The organism is Pseudomonas sp. BF-R-01 (genome assembly GCF_019946615.1).
GTDB lineage: Bacteria > Pseudomonadota > Gammaproteobacteria > Pseudomonadales > Pseudomonadaceae > Aquipseudomonas > Aquipseudomonas migulae.
Genome location: NZ_JAGYFX010000118.1, coordinates 1 through 17,067, shown reverse-complemented (window position 1 = coordinate 17,067; position 17,067 = coordinate 1). Strand labels below are relative to the sequence as shown.

Here is a 17,067-nt window from a genome sequence, read left to right as displayed (position 1 = left end):
GTGTCATTCTCAATATATGTTTAATGACACACCGCCTTCGCGGGCAAGCCTCGCTCCTACAGGGGTGGTGTCAGGGTTTCAGGCGGTAGATGGCATTGGCCAGTGCGATGTCTTCCAGGCCCAGGCCGATCGAGCGGAAGAACACGTGACGGTCATAACCGGGGCGCTGGACTTTTTCGCTGATCAAGTCCGGCAGGTCGCCGACGATGGCGCTTGCGTCCCAGCCGTGCTTTTCGCCGGCAATCAGCATTTCACCCGCCGAGCCCGGCGTGGTCAGACGATAGTCGCAGAACACCTGCATGTCATTGAGGCTCTGCGGCGGCACTTCATGGGCGCGTGGGGCATTGGTGCTGATGGACGTGATCAATGCCGGTTTGGTCAGGCTGGAAGGGTCGATCACCGGGCCGGCGGACGACGTGCACAGCATGATCACGTCGGCGTCCTGAACCGCGACTTCGCGTGTATCGACGAGGTTCAGCCGTGGGTCGAGAGCTCTGAGTTGCGCCAGCGCTTCAGCACCCAGTTCGCTCAAACCCGGCGAGTAGAGGTTGATGCTCTGCCAGTCGCGCAGGCCTTTGACGTAATGCAGATGCGCCAGCGCAACCTTGCCACTGCCGATGATCGCCAGGCGTTGCGCATTCAACGGAGCCAGGGCGTCGACAGCAACGGCGGTTGTCGCGGCGGTGCGCGCGGTGGTCAGTTCGCCGGCGTCGCACAGCAGCAGCGGCTCGCCGGTCTGCATCGACATCAGCAAAGTCCATGCGGTCACCAATGGGCCTTGTTCGCGGACGATGTAAGGCGAGGTCTTGACCCCGTACACCCCGTCTTCGGCCAGCACGCCCAGGTAGTTGATGAAATCGCCGGCGCCCTTGGGAAACTCCACCAGTTGTTGCGCCGGCTGCACCGCTTGCCCGGCCGCCAGGTCGCGGAACAGCTTGCGCAGGATCTGCGGAACGTCGACCTGTGCCAGCAGTTCGCGGGCCTGGGGTTGGGTGATCACATAGGGCGTGCTGGACATGGTCGGCTCCGGGAATGGCAAGTAAACTAGTTTGTCCATTATGGACTTTTAGTTCTGCTGGGCAAGCTCCTGTTGAAAAAAAACGACGAACGAAAAAAAAGCGCAGTCCGTTGCCGGCTGCGCTTCTTTTATTGCGACCCGTTGTTACGGGCGCTTGCGCTCAACCGCCCGCAATAGATGCGTCGGTGGCGTTTCGCAGCTGATTTTGCGACCCAGCAGCGCCTCGATGGACGGTAGCTGGTAGGAGTCGTCTTCACCGGCAAAACTGATGGACACGCCATCGGCGCCGGCACGGCCGGTACGACCGATACGGTGCACGTAGTCGTCCGGGACTTCCGGCAGGGTGAAGTTGATCACGTGGCTGATGCCGTCGATGTGAATGCCGCGACCGGCTACGTCGGTGGCTACCAACACGCGGATCTTGCCTTCGCGGAAACCTTCCAGGGTCTTGATGCGCTTGTGCTGCGGCACATCGCCAGACAATTGCGCGGCGTTGACGCCGTCACGCACCAGGCGTTCTTCGATGCGTCGTACTTCATCCTTGCGGTTGGCGAAGACCATCACCCGCTCCCAGCCGTTGTCGTTGACCAGGTTGTAGAGCAGTTTGTATTTGTCGGCACCGGCCACCGCGTAGATGTGCTGCTCGACGTTTTCGCTGGCCACGTTCTGCGCTTCGATCTCGACGATCGACGGGTCGGTGGTCCATTGCTTGGCGAGGTTCATCACGTCATCGGTGAAGGTCGCGGAGAACAGCAACGTCTGGCGCTCGTTCTTTGGCGGCGTCTGGCGAATGATCTGACGCACTTGCGGAATGAAACCCATGTCGAGCATGCGGTCGGCTTCGTCCAGGACCATCACTTCGACCATGTCCAGATGCACGTCGCCGCGCTGGTTGAAGTCGAGCAGGCGGCCCGGGGTGGCGACGAGGATGTCGCAATGACGCGCTTCGAGGTGCTTGAGCTGCTTGTCGAAGTCCATGCCGCCGACAAACGTCATGACGTTGAGGCCGGTGTACTTGGTCAGGTCAGCGGCGTCCTTGGCGATCTGCACCACCAGTTCTCGGGTCGGCGCGATGATCAGCGCCCGTGGCTCACCCATGTAGCGCTCTTTCGGCGGCGGGGTTTGCAGCAACTGGGTGATGATCGAAATCAGGAACGCCGCGGTTTTGCCGGTGCCGGTCTGGGCGCGACCGATGGCGTCTTTGCCCGCGAGGGTGAAGCCCAGCACCTGAGCCTGGATCGGCGTGCAATACGGGAAGCCGAGGTCCTGGATGGCGTGCATCAGTTCCGGGGCAAGTTTGAAATCGTGGAATCGGGTTTTGCCTTCCTGGGGTTCGACGACGAAGTCTTCGAGTTTCCAGGGGATGACCGGCGCTTTTGGCTTGGGTTCACGACGCGGTTTGGCGGGCTTCGGCGCTTCGCTGCGTGGTTGCTCGGCAGCCGCCGCTTCAACAGGCTGGACGGCCGGTGTCGCCACAGGCTCTTGTTTCGGTGCCGCTACGGGGGCGGTCCGGCCAGGCTGATTACCGTCGGTGCGGTGGCTGGGGCTGTGAGACGGAGCGCTGGAGACTGGCGCGAGCTGCTCAGTCTCGCTTTTACCGAACATTTTCTTGAGTGCTTTGAGCACGGTCATCTCATCAATTGGTTAAGGAATATACGGCGGCCAGTGTAATGCAAGAATCGGGCGCGGCGTAGGGGGATGGATCAATGGGCTGTTTTTCAGCTGAGCCGTTAACGCAAGCGCTCGCCGAGCCAGGTGCCGATGTCGCGAATCTCCTCGGGTAACACTTCGTGACCCATTGGGTATTCCTGCCATGTCACGGTGACACCATGCTGCTTTAAATACTCGTAGGCGGTCCGTCCCATCGAGTTTTGCACCACGTCATCGTACTGCCCGTGCAACGACAACACCGGAATCCGCTGTTGGCTGGCCGAAAGCTCCAGTCCTTCGCTGAAGGTCGGTGCATAAGTAGAGAGGGCAAGTACGCCACCCAGCGGCCCCTGCCATTTCAGAAATGCGGTGTGGAACACCACGGCGCCGCCCTGGGAAAAACCTGCCAGGAAAATCCGCGAAGCGTCTATTCCGCTGGCTCGCTGCACTTCGATCAATTCAATGATCCGGTCCGACGACGCTTCCAGCTGCTCGCGGTTGATCGCGCGTGCAGGGCTCATGGCCAATATGTCGTACCAGCTCGGCATCTCGTAGCCACCGTTGATGGTGACGGCGCGGGTCGGTGCTTGCGGGAGAACGAAGCGAGTGCTCAGCAGGGTTTCCTGTAACGCTTCGGCCACCGGCAGGAAGTCGTAACGGTCGGCGCCCAGCCCGTGCAGCCAGATAACGCAGGCGTCTGCGGGCTTGACGGGTTCAAGAATCAAGGGCTCGGTCATGGCTGCTCCAATTGTGTGCGTGCGCTCTCATTGAGTGCGAGAGATGAGTGCGCGTCTGGTTGATCCGTTAAGAAGATGTCGCAAGGCTACAAGTTTTGCTATTGACCTGTCCCTTAAACGCTTTGGCGAGCGGTCTGGTACGGGCTTTGCTATAGGAAGCCTGTACGAAAAATCCCACGCCTGTCGGTAACACTATCAGGCCATTGTTCGTGGTGGGATAGCAAAAAATCCGGTGATGGATGTTCGCCAGTGGCCGCTACGGGCTTCGCGAACGTGAAAGGGCTACAGCCCGTTCGGCCGATTGGTGAGAAGTGAGTGGTCCATGATTTGGATTTTCTCCTACTAGACTCATAGCGCAGGTCCTACGTCGGTTGACCCCAAAAAAAACCAACACGGGTCAACTACGCCTCATAAGGGTGCGACTGGACTCAAGCTCCGACACAACAAGAGCAAAACTGGAGGTTTGAATGAAGATGTTGAAATCCACCCTGGCTATCGTGTCTGCAGCCGCAGTACTCGGTGTCAGCGGGTTCGCTCAGGCGGGTGCAACCCTGGATGCAGTGCAGAAGAAAGGTTTCGTACAGTGCGGCGTCAGCGATGGCCTGCCTGGTTTCTCGGTTCCGGACGCCAATGGCAAGATCGTCGGTATCGATGCTGACTACTGCCGCGCTGTGGCCGCTGCCGTCTTCGGCGACGCGACCAAGGTCAAGTTCAGTCAGTTGAACGCCAAAGAGCGCTTCACCGCGCTGCAGTCTGGCGAAATCGACATCCTGTCGCGCAACACCACCATGACCAGCTCCCGTGATTCGGGCATGGGTCTGAAATTCCCTGGTTTCATCACTTACTACGACGGCATCGGTTTCCTGGTAAACAGCAAGACTCTGGGCGTGAAAAGCGCCAAAGAGCTCGACGGCGCCACCATCTGCATTCAAGCCGGTACCACCACCGAGCTGAACGTTTCCGACTACTTCCGCGGCAACGGTCTGAAATACACCCCAATCACTTTCGACACCTCCGATGAAAGCGCCAAGTCGCTGGAATCCGGTCGTTGCGACGTGCTGACCTCCGACAAATCCCAGCTCTACGCACAACGCAGCAAGCTGGCGACCCCGAACGACTACACCGTTCTGCCGGAAACCATCTCCAAGGAGCCTCTGGGCCCGGTCGTACGTAATGGCGACGACGAGTGGCTGGCCATCGTGCGCTGGACTGGCTACGCCATGCTCAACGCTGAAGAAGCCGGCATCACTTCGAAAAACGTCGAAGCTGAAGCCAAAGGCACCAAGAACCCGGACGTCGCTCGTCTGCTGGGTACCGACGGTGAATACGGCAAAGACCTGAAAGTGAAGAAAGACTGGGTCGTGCAGATCGTCAAGCAAGTCGGTAACTACGGTGAAGTGTTCGAGAAAAACCTCGGCAAGGACACTCCGCTGGCCATCGACCGCGGGCTGAACGCTCTGTGGAACAACGGCGGCATTCAATACGCACCACCAGTGCGCTGATGGTTCTATCACCCGGTGGGCCAACCACCGGGTGATGTTCTGTTCCATTACATCCGGGGCACTTCATGCAAAATTCAATCGGCGCACCAAAGCAGAGGCTCAGCCTCAGCGATCCCAAAGTGCGTGCGTGGCTATTTCAGATCATCACCATTGTGGCGGTGGTCTCGATGGGCTGGTACCTGTTCGACAACACGCAGACCAACCTTCAACACCGGGGCATTACCTCCGGTTTCGACTTTCTGGAGCGCAGTGCCGGTTTCGGCATCGCTCAACACTTGATCGACTACACCGAATCGGACAGTTATGCCCGGGTGTTTGTCATCGGCCTGCTCAACACGCTGCTGGTGACCTTCATCGGCGTGATCCTGGCGACAATCCTCGGGTTCATCGTCGGCGTGTCACGGCTGTCGAAGAACTGGATCATCAGCAAGCTGGCGACTGTTTATGTGGAAGTCTTCCGCAACATTCCGCCGCTGCTGCAAATCCTGTTCTGGTACTTCGCGGTGTTCCTGACCATGCCGGGGCCACGCAACAGCCATAACTTCGGCGACACCTTCTTCGTCAGCAGCCGCGGCCTGAACATGCCGGCCGCGTTGATGGCGGACGGTTTCTGGCCGTTTGTGATCAGCATCGTCGTGGCCATTGTCGCGATCGTGCTGATGAGCCGCTGGGCCACCAAACGCTTCGAAGCGACCGGTGTGCCGTTCCACAAGTTCTGGGTTGGCCTGGCGCTGTTCTTTGCGATCCCGGCGCTGTGCGCGTTGATCTTCGGTGCACCCGTGCACTGGGAAATGCCCAAGCTGCAAGGCTTCAACTTTGTCGGTGGCTGGGTGCTGATCCCGGAACTGCTGGCACTGACCCTGGCCCTGACCGTGTACACCGCGGCGTTCATCGCCGAGATCGTGCGTTCGGGCATCAAGTCGGTCAGCCACGGCCAGACCGAAGCGGCGCACTCGCTGGGTCTGCGTAACGGTCCGACCCTGCGCAAAGTGATCATCCCGCAAGCACTGCGCGTGATCATTCCGCCGCTGACCAGCCAATACCTGAACCTGGCGAAAAACTCTTCGCTGGCGGCCGGTATCGGCTATCCGGAGATGGTTTCGTTGTTTGCCGGTACGGTGCTGAACCAGACCGGGCAGGCGATCGAAGTAATTGCCATCACCATGAGCGTGTACCTGGCGATCAGTATCAGCATTTCCCTGCTGATGAACTGGTACAACAAGCGCATTGCGCTGATCGAGCGGTAAGGAAAAGCGCATGAGTACTCATACTTTCAAGCCTGACATGCCTCCACCGAGCAGCAGCATCGGTGTGGTCGCATGGATGCGCGCAAACATGTTCTCCAGCTGGCTCAACACCCTGCTGACCCTGTTTGCGTTCTATCTGATTTACCTGATTGTCCCGCCGATCCTGGAATGGGCAATCATCGACGCCAACTGGGTCGGCACCACCCGCGCCGACTGCACCAAGGAAGGCGCCTGCTGGGTGTTCATTCAGCAGCGTTTTGGCCAGTTCATGTACGGCTACTACCCGATGGACCTGCGCTGGCGCGTGGACCTGACCGTGTGGCTGGCGGTGATCGGCGTGGCGCCATTGTTCATCTCGCGCTTTCACCGTAAAGCCGTGTATGGCCTGAGCTTCCTGGTGCTGTACCCGATCATTGCCTGGTGCCTGTTGCATGGCGGCGTTTTCGGTCTGACCCAAGTGGCGACCAGCCAATGGGGCGGCCTAATGCTGACCCTGGTGATCGCCACTGTCGGTATTGCCGGTGCGTTGCCGCTGGGCATTGTGCTGGCGCTGGGCCGTCGTTCGAACATGCCGGCGATTCGCGTGGTCTGCGTGACCTTCATCGAATTCTGGCGCGGCGTGCCGTTGATCACGGTGCTGTTCATGTCCTCGGTGATGCTGCCGTTGTTCCTGCCTGAAGGCATGAACTTCGACAAACTGCTGCGGGCGCTGATCGGCGTGATCCTGTTCCAGTCGGCCTATGTGGCTGAAGTGGTGCGCGGCGGTCTGCAAGCGATTCCAAAAGGTCAGTACGAAGCGGCTGCGGCGATGGGCCTCGGTTACTGGCGCAGCATGGGCCTGGTGATTCTGCCGCAAGCCCTGAAGCTGGTAATCCCTGGCATCGTCAACACCTTCATTGCGCTGTTCAAGGACACGAGCCTGGTGATCATCATCGGCCTGTTCGACTTGCTCAACAGCGTCAAACAAGCCGCCGCCGACCCGAAATGGTTGGGCATGGCCACTGAAGGCTATGTGTTCGCGGCCCTGGTGTTCTGGATTTTCTGTTTTGGTATGTCGCGCTATTCCATGCATCTGGAACGCAAGCTCGACACTGGCCACAAGCGTTAGGAGTTCTGTAATGAGCGAAGCAATCAAAAAGCCTGTGAGCCCTGAAGGCATTATTCAGATGCAGGGCGTGAACAAGTGGTACGGCCAGTTCCACGTATTGAAAGACATCAACCTGAACGTTAAACAGGGCGAGCGTATCGTCCTGTGCGGCCCGTCGGGTTCCGGTAAGTCGACGACCATTCGCTGCCTCAACCGTCTGGAAGAACACCAGCAGGGCCGCATCGTGGTCGATGGCGTGGAGCTGACCAACGACCTCAAGCAGATCGAAACGGTCCGCCGTGAAGTCGGTATGGTGTTCCAGCACTTCAACCTGTTCCCGCACCTGACCATCCTGCAGAACTGCACCCTGGCGCCGATGTGGGTGCGCAAGATGCCCAAGCGCCAGGCCGAAGAAATCGCCATGCATTACCTGGAGCGCGTACGCATTCCGGAGCAGGCGCATAAATTCCCGGGGCAACTGTCCGGCGGTCAGCAACAACGTGTGGCGATTGCCCGTGCCTTGTGCATGAAACCGAAAATCATGCTGTTCGACGAACCGACCTCGGCCCTTGACCCGGAAATGGTGAAAGAGGTGCTGGACACCATGATCGGTCTGGCCGAAGACGGCATGACCATGCTCTGCGTGACCCACGAAATGGGCTTCGCCCGCACCGTGGCCAACCGCGTGATCTTCATGGACAAGGGCGAAATCGTTGAACAGGCCGCGCCGAACGACTTCTTCGACAATCCGCAGAACGAACGCACCAAACTGTTCCTGAGCCAGATCCTGCATTGATCGAAGCCAGGCAGTGAAAAAAACCCGGACGCTGTTCCGGGTTTTTTTTTGCCCGAAAAAACACACCACGATCCCTGTAGGAGCCGGCTTGCCGGCGATGGCGGAGGGTCAGGCGACGTCCATGTTGGATATCAGACCGAATCGCCAGCAAGCCGGCTCCTACAGGGTTTGCGCAATGCACGAGATGGCGAGCCGAACGCGGAATTGTAGGAGCCGGCTTGCTGGCGATAGCGGTGGTTCGGGCGACATCCATGTGGGATGCCAGACCGAATCGCCAGCAAGCCGGCTCCTACAGGGTTTGTGTCGCGTGCGAAATAACGAGCCGGGCGCGGAATTGTAGGAGCCGGCTTGCTGGCGATAGCGGTGGGTCAGGTGACATCCATGTGGGATGTCAGACCGAATCGCCAGCAAGCCGGCTCCTACAGGGGTTGTGTCGTGTGCGAGGTGGCGAGCCGAACGCGGAATTGTAGGAGCCGGCTTGCTGGCGATAGCGGTGGGTCAGGTGACATCCATGTGGGATGTCAGACCGAATCGCCGGCAAGCCGGCTCCTACAGGGGGTGTGTCGTGTGCGAGATGGCGAGCCGGGCGCGGAATTGTAGGAGCCGGCTTGCTGGCGATGGCGGAGGGGCAGGCGATATTCATGTGGGATGTCAGACCGAATCGCCGGCAAGCCGGCTCCTACAGGGGGTGTGTTGTGTGCGAAATGGTGAGCCGCACGCGGAATTGTAGGAGCCGGCTTGCTGGCGATAGCGGTGGGTCAGGCGACATCCATGTGGGATGCCAGACCGAATCGCCAGCAAGCCGGCTCCTACAGGGTTTGTGTAAACCGTTTGCCCTGTGGGGCGATGCTGACTAACATGTCAGAAAATTCATCCTATGATTGGATGAAAGGGCGAATCTTATGTCAGACATGTCTCCACTCATTAAACGTTCCCTGGTTGATCAGGCTCTGGACCAGTTGCGCCTGCGTATCACCGAAGGCGTCTGGTCTGTCGGTCAGCGCCTGCCCACCGAGCCTGAGCTGTCTGCCGAATTGGGCATCAGCCGCAACACTGTCCGCGAAGCCATGCGCGTGTTGGCGTTTTCCGGTTTGATCGAAATCCGTCAGGGCGATGGCAGCTATCTGCGGGCGGTGATCGATCCGCTGGACACCCTGAAAGCGTTGTCGCGCTGCTCGCTTGAGCAGGCCAGGGAAACCCGGCACATCCTTGAAGTCGAGGCCATCGGCCTTGCCGCGCTGCGCAGGACCGACGAAGACCTCGTGGCCTTGCGTGAAGCGCTCAACGTCAGCGGTGATCACTACCACGGCGATCTCGACAGCTACATCGCCTGCGACCTGGTGTTTCACCGTCGTCTGGTAGACGCCGCGCACAACCCCACCCTCAGCGAGTTGTATCGCTATTTCTCCAGCGTCGTCGGCGCACAACTGCGCCAGACCTTGAGCATCACGCCACGCCGCCAGGAAGTGTTCGACCTGCATATCGAATTGCTCGATGCCGTCGAGCAACGCGACCCGGAACGCGCGAAAGCCTTGTCGAGGCAGTTGATCAATGAACCTTGAAACCGAGAACGCCATGTCCAGCAGCCACAGCACGATCACCGAAGCCAAACGCACGGCGGAGCTCGAAGAGTTGCTGATCGACGCCGAGGCCGATGACGAACAGGTCCAGCAAAGTCAGCCAATCCTGCGTCGCCCGTGGCTGTTGTTGCTGGGGCTGATTCTGGTTGCGCTGAACTTGCGTCCGGCGCTGTCGAGCATGGCGCCGATGCTCAGCGAGGTCTCGAAAAGCTTGGGCCTGTCGGCGGCGCAGGCCGGTTTGCTGACGACGTTGCCAGTGCTGTGCCTCGGCCTTTTTGCGCCGTTGGCGCCGATTCTGGCGCGACGTTTCGGCGCTGAGCGCGTGGTGTTGGGCATCCTTCTGACTCTGGCTGGCGGGATCATTCTGCGCAGTTCATTCGGTGAAATCGGCCTGTTTGGCGGCAGCGTGCTGGCCGGCGCGAGCATCGGCGTGATCGGCGTTTTGCTGCCAGGCATCGTCAAACGCGACTTCGCCAAACACGCCGGGACCATGACCGGCGTCTACACCATGGCCCTGTGTTTGGGCGCGGCGATGGCGGCGGGCGCGACCGTGCCGTTGAGCGAACACTTCGACAAAAGCTGGGCGTTGGGACTTGGCTTCTGGGTGATTCCTGCGCTGGTGGCGGCGATGTTCTGGTTGCCGCAAGTCGGTCAGAAACACGGCGCGCACAACGTGGCTTACCGGGTACGCGGTCTGTTGCGTGACCCGTTGGCCTGGCAAGTGACCTTGTACATGGGCCTGCAATCTTCGTTGGCGTACATCGTGTTTGGCTGGTTGCCATCGATCCTGATCGGTCGCGGCCTGACGCCAACCCAGGCCGGCCTGGTGCTGTCGGGTTCGGTGATCGTTCAACTCGCCAGTTCGCTGGCCGCACCGTGGTTGGCGACGCGCGGCAAGGATCAGCGCCTGGCGATCGTCATCGTCATGGCGCTGACCCTCGGCGGTCTGTTCGGTTGCCTTTATGCACCCATCGAAGGCCTGTGGGGCTGGGCGATCCTGCTCGGCCTGGGGCAGGGCGGAACGTTCAGCCTGGCGTTGACGCTGATCGTCTTGCGCTCGCGGGATTCGCACGTGGCGGCCAACCTGTCGAGCATGGCCCAGGGCTTCGGTTACACCCTGGCGTCCATGGGGCCGTTCGCGGTCGGCATCGTGCATGACTGGACCGGCGGCTGGAATGCCGTGGGCTGGATCTTCGCTGTGATCGGCCTCGGCGCCATCCTTGCCGGCCTCGGTGCCGGGCGTTCGCTGTACGTGCAGGTGGTCAGCGAAAAGGTCTGACTACAGGTAAACAACGTCCAGCGTTGCCGAACCGTCGAGTTGCACCTCAGCGCTGAGATCCAGCTCGGAGGTGGGCGCGATGACCGTTTCGACCGTCACCCGGCTGGTCAGCGTGCGGATGGCAATCGGGCCGGCGCTGCTCCCGGCAATGTCAGTGAATCCGAGATAACTTCGGGTGCCAATCGGAATGGCCTGGCTGTTCGACGAACTCCAGGCCTTGCCGCCCGTGGTGGAGTCGGTTCGATAGACCTGCGTCAGGTCGTCCACCACGGTGCTGGCCGGATCGAAGTTCAGTGAATACAAGCCGATTTTATTTTGGCTGTGGTCGTGGTTCAGGCCGTAGTAAATCTCACTGTTGACGATCGCCGAGCCGTCGCGGTTGTCGCGCATCAGCAAGGCAAAACGCGCGGGCGCATTGCACTGAATTGTGAGGTCGAGCGTCTGGTCGCGCAGTCGCGTGCGTTTGTCGACGCTGAGGTCCTGCCGGGAGATTTTTCCGTAGTCGACGAGGCCGTTGTTGGACAGCATCGGTGTGCAGGCGAGTGGGGTGATGAGGCCTTTGACGGTCAGGTCAACAGTGGACGCCGCGAAGCTGTGTTGGGTGGTGCTGATGAGCAAGGTTGTCGCAAGGACAGCGAAGTAACGATTCATTTGTGAAAGTTCTTTTCATTGATTTTATTCTGCCTGTGCCGGGAGTCTGCGGAGCTGCACTGTCGGCAAAAGAGCACGAGGTGGTGAGAATGCTCGCCAGCGGAATGACCGTCAGTGAAATCGCCGGCTACTTCAAACGCAGCGTTTCGACCATCAGCAAACAGAAAAACATGGCCATGCAGCGACTGGGCATTTCCACGGATGTGGACCTGTTTGCGTATGCCCGTGAGAGTGGCATGGTGCATTAGGCTTCGGCACACCTGGGGGTATTCCCGCCACGAATGCCGGTAGTGTTTCGAACATTAGTTGACTATCGTGCAGGCAATTCTGCGAAACCCATTTTCAAACCAGGGAGCTTGCCCATGAGTGATGCCCACAACGCCTTGATCACCCGATTCTATGAGGCCTTCCAGCGCCTGGATGCCGAGGCCATGAGCGCCTGCTACACCGACGACGTGGTGTTCAGTGATCCGGCATTTGGCGAATTGCGCGGGCGCGATGCGGGCGACATGTGGCGCATGCTCACCACCCGGGCCAAGGATTTTTCCCTGACTTTCGATAACGTGCGCAGTGATGATCGCAGCGGCGGCGCGCATTGGGTGGCGACGTACCTGTTCAGCCAGACCGGCAATACCGTGGTCAACGACATTCAGGCGCGTTTTGTGTTTCGCGACGGCAAGATCTGCGAGCATCACGACCGTTTTGATCTGTGGACCTGGTCGCGTCAGGCGCTGGGGTTCAAGGGCCTGCTGCTGGGCTGGACGCCGCTGGTGAGAAACGCCGTTCGCGCTCAGGCCTTGAAGGGGCTGAAGGCATTTCAGGCCAGTCGCTGATAAGATCGCGGCTTGTTTTCTTTCAAGCCCTGATCGTCACGTGAACACGCCGAGCGAACCCGCCGCCATTGCCGCCGAACCGACGCTGCCCGTCAGCAAACCCTGGTTCGTCTACCTCGTTCGCGCGGCCAACGGTTCGCTCTACTGCGGGATCAGCGACGATCCCGTCCGCCGCTTCGCCACTCACCAGAGCGGCAAAGGCGCGCGGTTCTTCCTTTCCAGCCCGGCGGTGGCCTTGGTCTACACCGAAGTCTGCCGCGACAAAAGCGAAGCGCTGCGCCAGGAACGGCTGATCAAAAAACTCAAGAAAAGCGCCAAGGAATGTCTGGTGGCGACCTTTGCTGCGGACTTATCAATCTGATTGATCAGTTCCCATCAGGCAGATCTGTAGGCTGCTCGCGGATTGCGCGCTAAGCTGCAGATTCCTGATTCGTGCGGCGGAGCCGAGCATGTCCGAGTTGATTCTTCATCATTACCCGACGTCCCCCTTCGCCGAAAAGGCCCGCCTGCTGCTGGGCTTCAAGGGCCTGTCCTGGCGCTCGGTGAAGATCTCGCCGGTGATGCCAAAACCCGATCTGACGGCTTTGACCGGTGGCTATCGCAAGACGCCGGTGTTGCAGATTGGTGCGGATATTTATTGCGACACGTCGCTGATCGCTCGTCGACTGGAGCAGGAAAAAGCCTTGCCGGCGTTCTTCCCGGAAGGTCAGGAAATGATCACCGCGAGCTTCGCCGCGTGGGCGGATTCGGTGGTGTTCCAGCATGCCGTGAGCCTGGTGTTTCAGCCTGCGTCGGTCGCGGTGCGTTTCGGTCATTTGCCGCCGGAAGCAATCAAGGCGTTCCTCGCCGATCGCGCCAGTTTTTTCAGCGGTGGCAGTGCGACAAAGTTGTCGGCCGAACAGGCGCGGCATCAATGGCCGACGATCATGACACGCCTGGAGCAACAGCTGCAGCGCGAGCAGGGCGACTTCCTGTTTGGTGAACCGTCGATTGCCGACTTCGCCCTGGCTCATTCGCTGTGGTTCCTGAAAGCGACACCGGTGACTGCACCGCTGGTCGATGCGTACCCGGCGGTTGCCGCGTGGCATGCACGGGTCTTGGGCTTTGGGCATGGTGCGTTCAGCGAGATGACATCCGAGGAGGCGCTGGCGGTGGCGCGTAATGCCACGCCTGCCGCTTTGCCGGATGAGCAGTTCGAAGAGCCGAACGGGTTTGAGGCGGGTCAGCAGGTGGTTATCACGGCGACCGATTACGGTGTTGATCCGGTGGCCGGGGAGTTGCTGTTTGCCGGGCGTGAGGAATTGATTCTGCGCCGTGAAGACGAGCGTGGCGGGGTGGTGCATGTGCACTTTCCGCGGTTCGGGTTTCGTATTGAAAAACGCTGACCGGTCCTGCTTGGTTTCCGGACAACTACGCAATCCCCTGTAGGAGCCGGCAAGCCGGCTCCTACAAGGGGGTGTGGGGCCGGAGAGTTACTTCAAGGCCGCGAGGATGGTATCCGGGTCATACCCGCGAATCAGCGTTCCGTTGACATCGATGATCGGAATCCCGCCGCCACCCAACGCTTCATAAGCCTTGCGCGCCTCGGCGTCTTTCTCGATGTCGAATTCCTTGTACGGAATGCCTTTCTGATCAAGAAAGCGCCGGGTCAGTTTGCAGTAACCACACCACTCAGTCGCATAGAGCACGACGTTAGCCTTGGTCAGAGTCTGTTCCGACACCACCTGCGAGGGGTTGAACACCCGCTCGATCTTGCCCCAGTTCTGATAAACCACGACCACCAGCAGGATCAGCAGGAATTTCTTCAGCACGCTACCAAGCATCAGTTGCGTCGCTTGAGCTGGTCAGTCAGCTGAGTCGGCAGGCCTTTGATGATCAGCGTGCCGGCTTCTTCGTCGTACTCGATCTTCGAGCCCAGCAGGTGCGCTTCGAAGCTGATCGACAGACCTTCGGCGCGACCGGTGAAGCGGCGGAACTGGTTCAGGGTGCGTTTGTCCGCCGGGATCTCTGGCGAAAGCCCGTAGTCCTTGTTGCGAATGTGATCGTAGAAGGCTTTTGGGCGCTCTTCGTCAATCAGCTCCGAGAGTTCTTCCAGGCCCATGGGTTCGCCCATTTTTGCCTGGCTGCTGGCGTAATCCACCAGGGTCTTGGTTTTTTCGCGGGCGGACTCTTCCGGCAAATCTTCGCTTTCCACGAAGTCGCTGAACGCCTTGAGCAGCGTGCGGGTTTCACCCGGGCCGTCGACGCCTTCCTGGCAGCCGATGAAGTCGCGGAAATACTCCGAAACCTTTTTGCCGTTCTTGCCTTTGATGAACGAAATGTACTGCTTGGACTGTTTGTTGTTCTGCCACTCGGAGACGTTGATTCGCGCCGCCAGGTGCAACTGGCCCAGATCGAGGTGGCGGGACGGGGTCACGTCCAGCTGATCGGTCACGGCAACACCTTCACTGTGGTGCAGCAGCGCGATCGCCAGGTAATCGGTCATGCCCTGCTGGTAATGCGCAAACAGCACGTGGCCGCCCACCGAGAGGTTCGACTCTTCCATCAGCTTCTGCAGGTGTTCCACCGCCACGCGGCTGAACGCTGTGAAGTCCTTGCCGCCGTCGAGGTATTCCTTCAGCCAGCCGCTGAACGGGTGCGCCCCGGATTCGGCATGGAAGAAACCCCAGGCCTTGCCTTGTTTGGCGTTGTAGCTCTCGTTGAGGTCGGCAAGCATGTTCTCGATGGCGCTCGACTCGGCCAGTTCAGAGTCGCGAGCGTGGAGAACTGCGGGCGTGCCGTCGGGTTTTTTGTCGATCAGGTGGACGATGCAATGACGGATCGGCATGGGCTTCTCGGCTGTTTGATACGGCTGGTTGGAGAGAGCAGGGCAGGCTCCCAAAAAAGTGCCAAGTGTACCGCAACCGCTGGTTTTGGCGTGGTGCGAAGGGCAATTCGTAGCCGACCGACGGCCCTTATGCAGTTTTTTCCTGTTTTAGAGCAATAAAGCTGACCAAATGGGTAGCTAGAGGCGGATATTTCCCCGTCTCTGTGCTAGTTTTGCCCGGTCTTACGCGAAGTCACTGCGTTAAGCGTGCATTCAGCATTTGTCAGGTCGAACCAAACCCTGATTTCGGTATCTATAACCCCGATCCCGTGGTTATTGGCCGAGGGTGCCAGATCCAGAAGATCGGGCTCGATGGCTGACACTGCACTCTGCAATCCATATGAATTTGATAGGGAAGGAACACTACATGGCTCTTACTAAAGACCAACTGATCGCCGACATCGCTGAAGCTATCGACGCGCCAAAAACCACCGCGCGTAACGCTCTGGACCAACTGGGCCAAATCGTTGCCGATCAGCTGGAAAACGGCGGCGAAATCACTCTGCCAGGTATCGGCAAGCTGAAAGTGACTGAGCGTCCTGCCCGTACCGGCCGTAACCCTTCGACTGGCGCTGCCATCGAAATCGCTGCCAAGAAAGTTATCAAGCTGGTTGTGGCCAAAGGCCTGACCGACGCTGTTAACAAGTAAGACGCAGTAAAAAAAAACCGTGCTCCGGAGTGATCCGGGCACGGTTTTTTTGTGCCTGTGATTTGGCGATTGACCCGCAGACAACACAAAACCAATGTGGGAGCGAGCCTGCTCGCGATGGCGGTGTATCAGTCGACTTCATTGGCGACTGACACATCGCCATCGCGAGCAGGCTCGCTCCTACAGTTGATCTCCGTTGGTCAGTTACTCAGCTTTTTTTAACCCAACGCTCGCGCCGCCAGACCTGCTGTTCGGATTTGGTCTGGAAGGTCCACGCAACGAAGCGGCTTTGCTTCTGGCCCTGGGACATTTCCACGACCTGGCTTTCCAGAACCCCGGCCTTTTTCAGCGCCGTCTCAATCGCTGGCAGGTTCGAGGCTTTCGAGACCAGGGTGCTGAACCACAGCACTTTGTGCTGAAAGTGCGCGCTCTCGGCAATCAGCTGCGTCACAAAACGGGCTTCGCCCCCTTCGCACCACAATTCGGCCGACTGACCGCCGAAGTTCAGCACCGGCAGTTTGCGTTTCGGGTCGGCGCGGCCCAAGGCGCGCCATTTGCGCTCGCTGCCTTTGGTCGCTTCGTCCATCGAAGCGTGGAACGGCGGGTTGCACATGGTCAGGTCGAAGCGTTCGCCGGGTTCGAGCAAGCCCAGCAGAATGTGCTTGGGATTGGTCTGCTGGCGCAGCTGGATGGCCTTGTTCAGGCCGTTGGACTGGACGATGGCTTTGGCGGCGGCCACGGCCGTCGGGTCGATTTCCGAACCGAGGAAGTGCCAGCGGTAGTCGCTGTAGCCGATCAGCGGGTAGACGCAGTTGGCGCCCATGCCGATGTCGAGCACCTTGACCGGCGCGCCACGCGGGATTTCGCCGTCATTGACGCTGGCCAGCAGGTCGGCCAGGAAGTGCACGTAGTCAGCACGGCCCGGCACCGGCGGGCAGAGGTAATCGGCCGGAATGTCCCAATGGGCGATGCCATAGAACGATTTCAGCAGCGCCCGGTTGAACACCCGCACCGCGTCCGGGCTGGCGAAGTCGATGCTTTCCTTGCCGTACGGGTTGATGATCACGAACTTCGCCAGTTCCGGCGTGGTTTTGATCAGCGCCGGGAAGTCGTAACGACCCTGATGGCGGTTGCGCGGGTGCAAGCTGGCCTTTTCACGCGGTTCCACGGCT

17 protein-coding genes and 1 pseudogene are annotated in these 17,067 nt (G+C 59.6%); 11 read left to right on the top strand and 7 right to left on the bottom strand.

Translation table 11 applies throughout. The features are described from left to right. Positions 1 to 70: 70 nt before the first annotated feature. The 3 genes from KGB27_RS27390 to KGB27_RS27380 form a co-directional block, all read right to left on the bottom strand. Complete coding sequence (locus KGB27_RS27390; RefSeq protein WP_223557055.1) at positions 71 to 1,018, bottom strand: ornithine cyclodeaminase family protein; 948 nt, start codon at positions 1,016 to 1,018, stop codon at positions 71 to 73. A gap of 144 nt (positions 1,019 to 1,162) precedes the next feature. Continuing rightward, complete coding sequence (gene rhlB, locus KGB27_RS27385; protein ID WP_008026628.1) at positions 1,163 to 2,650, bottom strand: ATP-dependent RNA helicase RhlB; 1,488 nt, start codon at positions 2,648 to 2,650, stop codon at positions 1,163 to 1,165. Between the two features lie 98 nt (positions 2,651 to 2,748). Continuing rightward, positions 2,749 to 3,405: an alpha/beta hydrolase gene (locus tag KGB27_RS27380; protein WP_223437769.1), complete on the bottom strand. Its 657-nt coding sequence runs from the start codon at positions 3,403 to 3,405 to the stop codon at positions 2,749 to 2,751. A gap of 467 nt (positions 3,406 to 3,872) precedes the next feature. On the opposite strand from KGB27_RS27380, the gene KGB27_RS27375 reads away from it, so the two are divergent. The 6 genes from KGB27_RS27375 (at position 3,873) to KGB27_RS27350 (ending at position 10,896) form a co-directional block, all read left to right on the top strand. Further along, entirely contained in the window at positions 3,873 to 4,907 is a 1,035-nt protein-coding gene (locus KGB27_RS27375; RefSeq protein WP_008026630.1) for an amino acid ABC transporter substrate-binding protein, read from the top strand. A gap of 65 nt (positions 4,908 to 4,972) precedes the next feature. Then, positions 4,973 to 6,154 carry an amino acid ABC transporter permease gene (locus KGB27_RS27370; protein WP_008026631.1) on the top strand — a complete coding sequence of 394 codons (1,182 nt, stop codon included), beginning with the start codon at positions 4,973 to 4,975 and terminating at the stop codon, positions 6,152 to 6,154. A 10-nt stretch (positions 6,155 to 6,164) separates the two neighbouring features. Further along, a complete protein-coding gene (locus KGB27_RS27365; RefSeq protein ID WP_008037316.1) occupies positions 6,165 to 7,262 on the top strand; it encodes an amino acid ABC transporter permease in 1,098 nt (365 codons plus the stop codon). Positions 7,263 to 7,272: 10 nt separating this feature from the next. Beyond that, positions 7,273 to 8,037 carry an amino acid ABC transporter ATP-binding protein gene (locus KGB27_RS27360; protein ID WP_008026633.1) on the top strand — a complete coding sequence of 255 codons (765 nt, stop codon included), beginning with the start codon at positions 7,273 to 7,275 and terminating at the stop codon, positions 8,035 to 8,037. Positions 8,038 to 8,939: 902 nt separating this feature from the next. Continuing rightward, positions 8,940 to 9,599: a FadR/GntR family transcriptional regulator gene (locus KGB27_RS27355; protein WP_008026635.1), complete on the top strand. Its 660-nt coding sequence runs from the start codon at positions 8,940 to 8,942 to the stop codon at positions 9,597 to 9,599. Then, a complete protein-coding gene (locus tag KGB27_RS27350; protein WP_207286061.1) occupies positions 9,589 to 10,896 on the top strand; it encodes a CynX/NimT family MFS transporter in 1,308 nt (435 codons plus the stop codon). The genes KGB27_RS27355 and KGB27_RS27350 overlap by 11 nt, the downstream gene beginning before the upstream one ends. Here KGB27_RS27350 and KGB27_RS27345 read toward each other — a convergent pair whose 3' ends face one another. Then, complete coding sequence (locus KGB27_RS27345; protein ID WP_223557053.1) at positions 10,897 to 11,547, bottom strand: DUF1120 domain-containing protein; 651 nt, start codon at positions 11,545 to 11,547, stop codon at positions 10,897 to 10,899. It abuts the gene before it with no gap. 59 nt (positions 11,548 to 11,606) lie between these two features. On the opposite strand from KGB27_RS27345, the pseudogene KGB27_RS27340 reads away from it, so the two are divergent. The 4 genes and pseudogenes from KGB27_RS27340 to KGB27_RS27325 all read left to right on the top strand — a co-directional run. Continuing rightward, positions 11,607 to 11,795: pseudogene (locus tag KGB27_RS27340) on the top strand (LuxR C-terminal-related transcriptional regulator); the annotation flags it as partial. Between the two features lie 114 nt (positions 11,796 to 11,909). Continuing rightward, complete coding sequence (locus KGB27_RS27335; RefSeq protein ID WP_008026662.1) at positions 11,910 to 12,380, top strand: nuclear transport factor 2 family protein; 471 nt, start codon at positions 11,910 to 11,912, stop codon at positions 12,378 to 12,380. A gap of 40 nt (positions 12,381 to 12,420) precedes the next feature. Then, entirely contained in the window at positions 12,421 to 12,741 is a 321-nt protein-coding gene (locus tag KGB27_RS27330; protein WP_192228991.1) for a GIY-YIG nuclease family protein, read from the top strand. An 88-nt stretch (positions 12,742 to 12,829) separates the two neighbouring features. Next, entirely contained in the window at positions 12,830 to 13,765 is a 936-nt protein-coding gene (locus KGB27_RS27325; RefSeq protein WP_223557051.1) for a glutathione S-transferase family protein, read from the top strand. Between the two features lie 87 nt (positions 13,766 to 13,852). On the opposite strand, the gene KGB27_RS27320 is transcribed toward KGB27_RS27325, so the two are convergent. After that, entirely contained in the window at positions 13,853 to 14,203 is a 351-nt protein-coding gene (locus KGB27_RS27320; protein WP_223557048.1) for a glutaredoxin family protein, read from the bottom strand. Next, positions 14,203 to 15,207, bottom strand: a complete 1,005-nt coding sequence (yejK, locus tag KGB27_RS27315) for a nucleoid-associated protein YejK (protein WP_008026670.1) — start codon at positions 15,205 to 15,207, stop codon at positions 14,203 to 14,205. The genes KGB27_RS27320 and yejK overlap by 1 nt, the downstream gene beginning before the upstream one ends. Positions 15,208 to 15,613: 406 nt before the next feature. Here yejK and KGB27_RS27310 point away from each other — a divergent pair, with 406 nt between their 5' ends. Further along, positions 15,614 to 15,895, top strand: coding sequence for an HU family DNA-binding protein (locus KGB27_RS27310; protein WP_007905514.1), 282 nt, complete (start codon positions 15,614 to 15,616; stop codon positions 15,893 to 15,895). Between the two features lie 208 nt (positions 15,896 to 16,103). On the opposite strand, the gene rlmF is transcribed toward KGB27_RS27310, so the two are convergent. After that, positions 16,104 to 17,067: 23S rRNA (adenine(1618)-N(6))-methyltransferase RlmF (rlmF, locus tag KGB27_RS27305; protein ID WP_223557046.1), on the bottom strand; the 964-nt coding region annotated here is incomplete at its 5' end.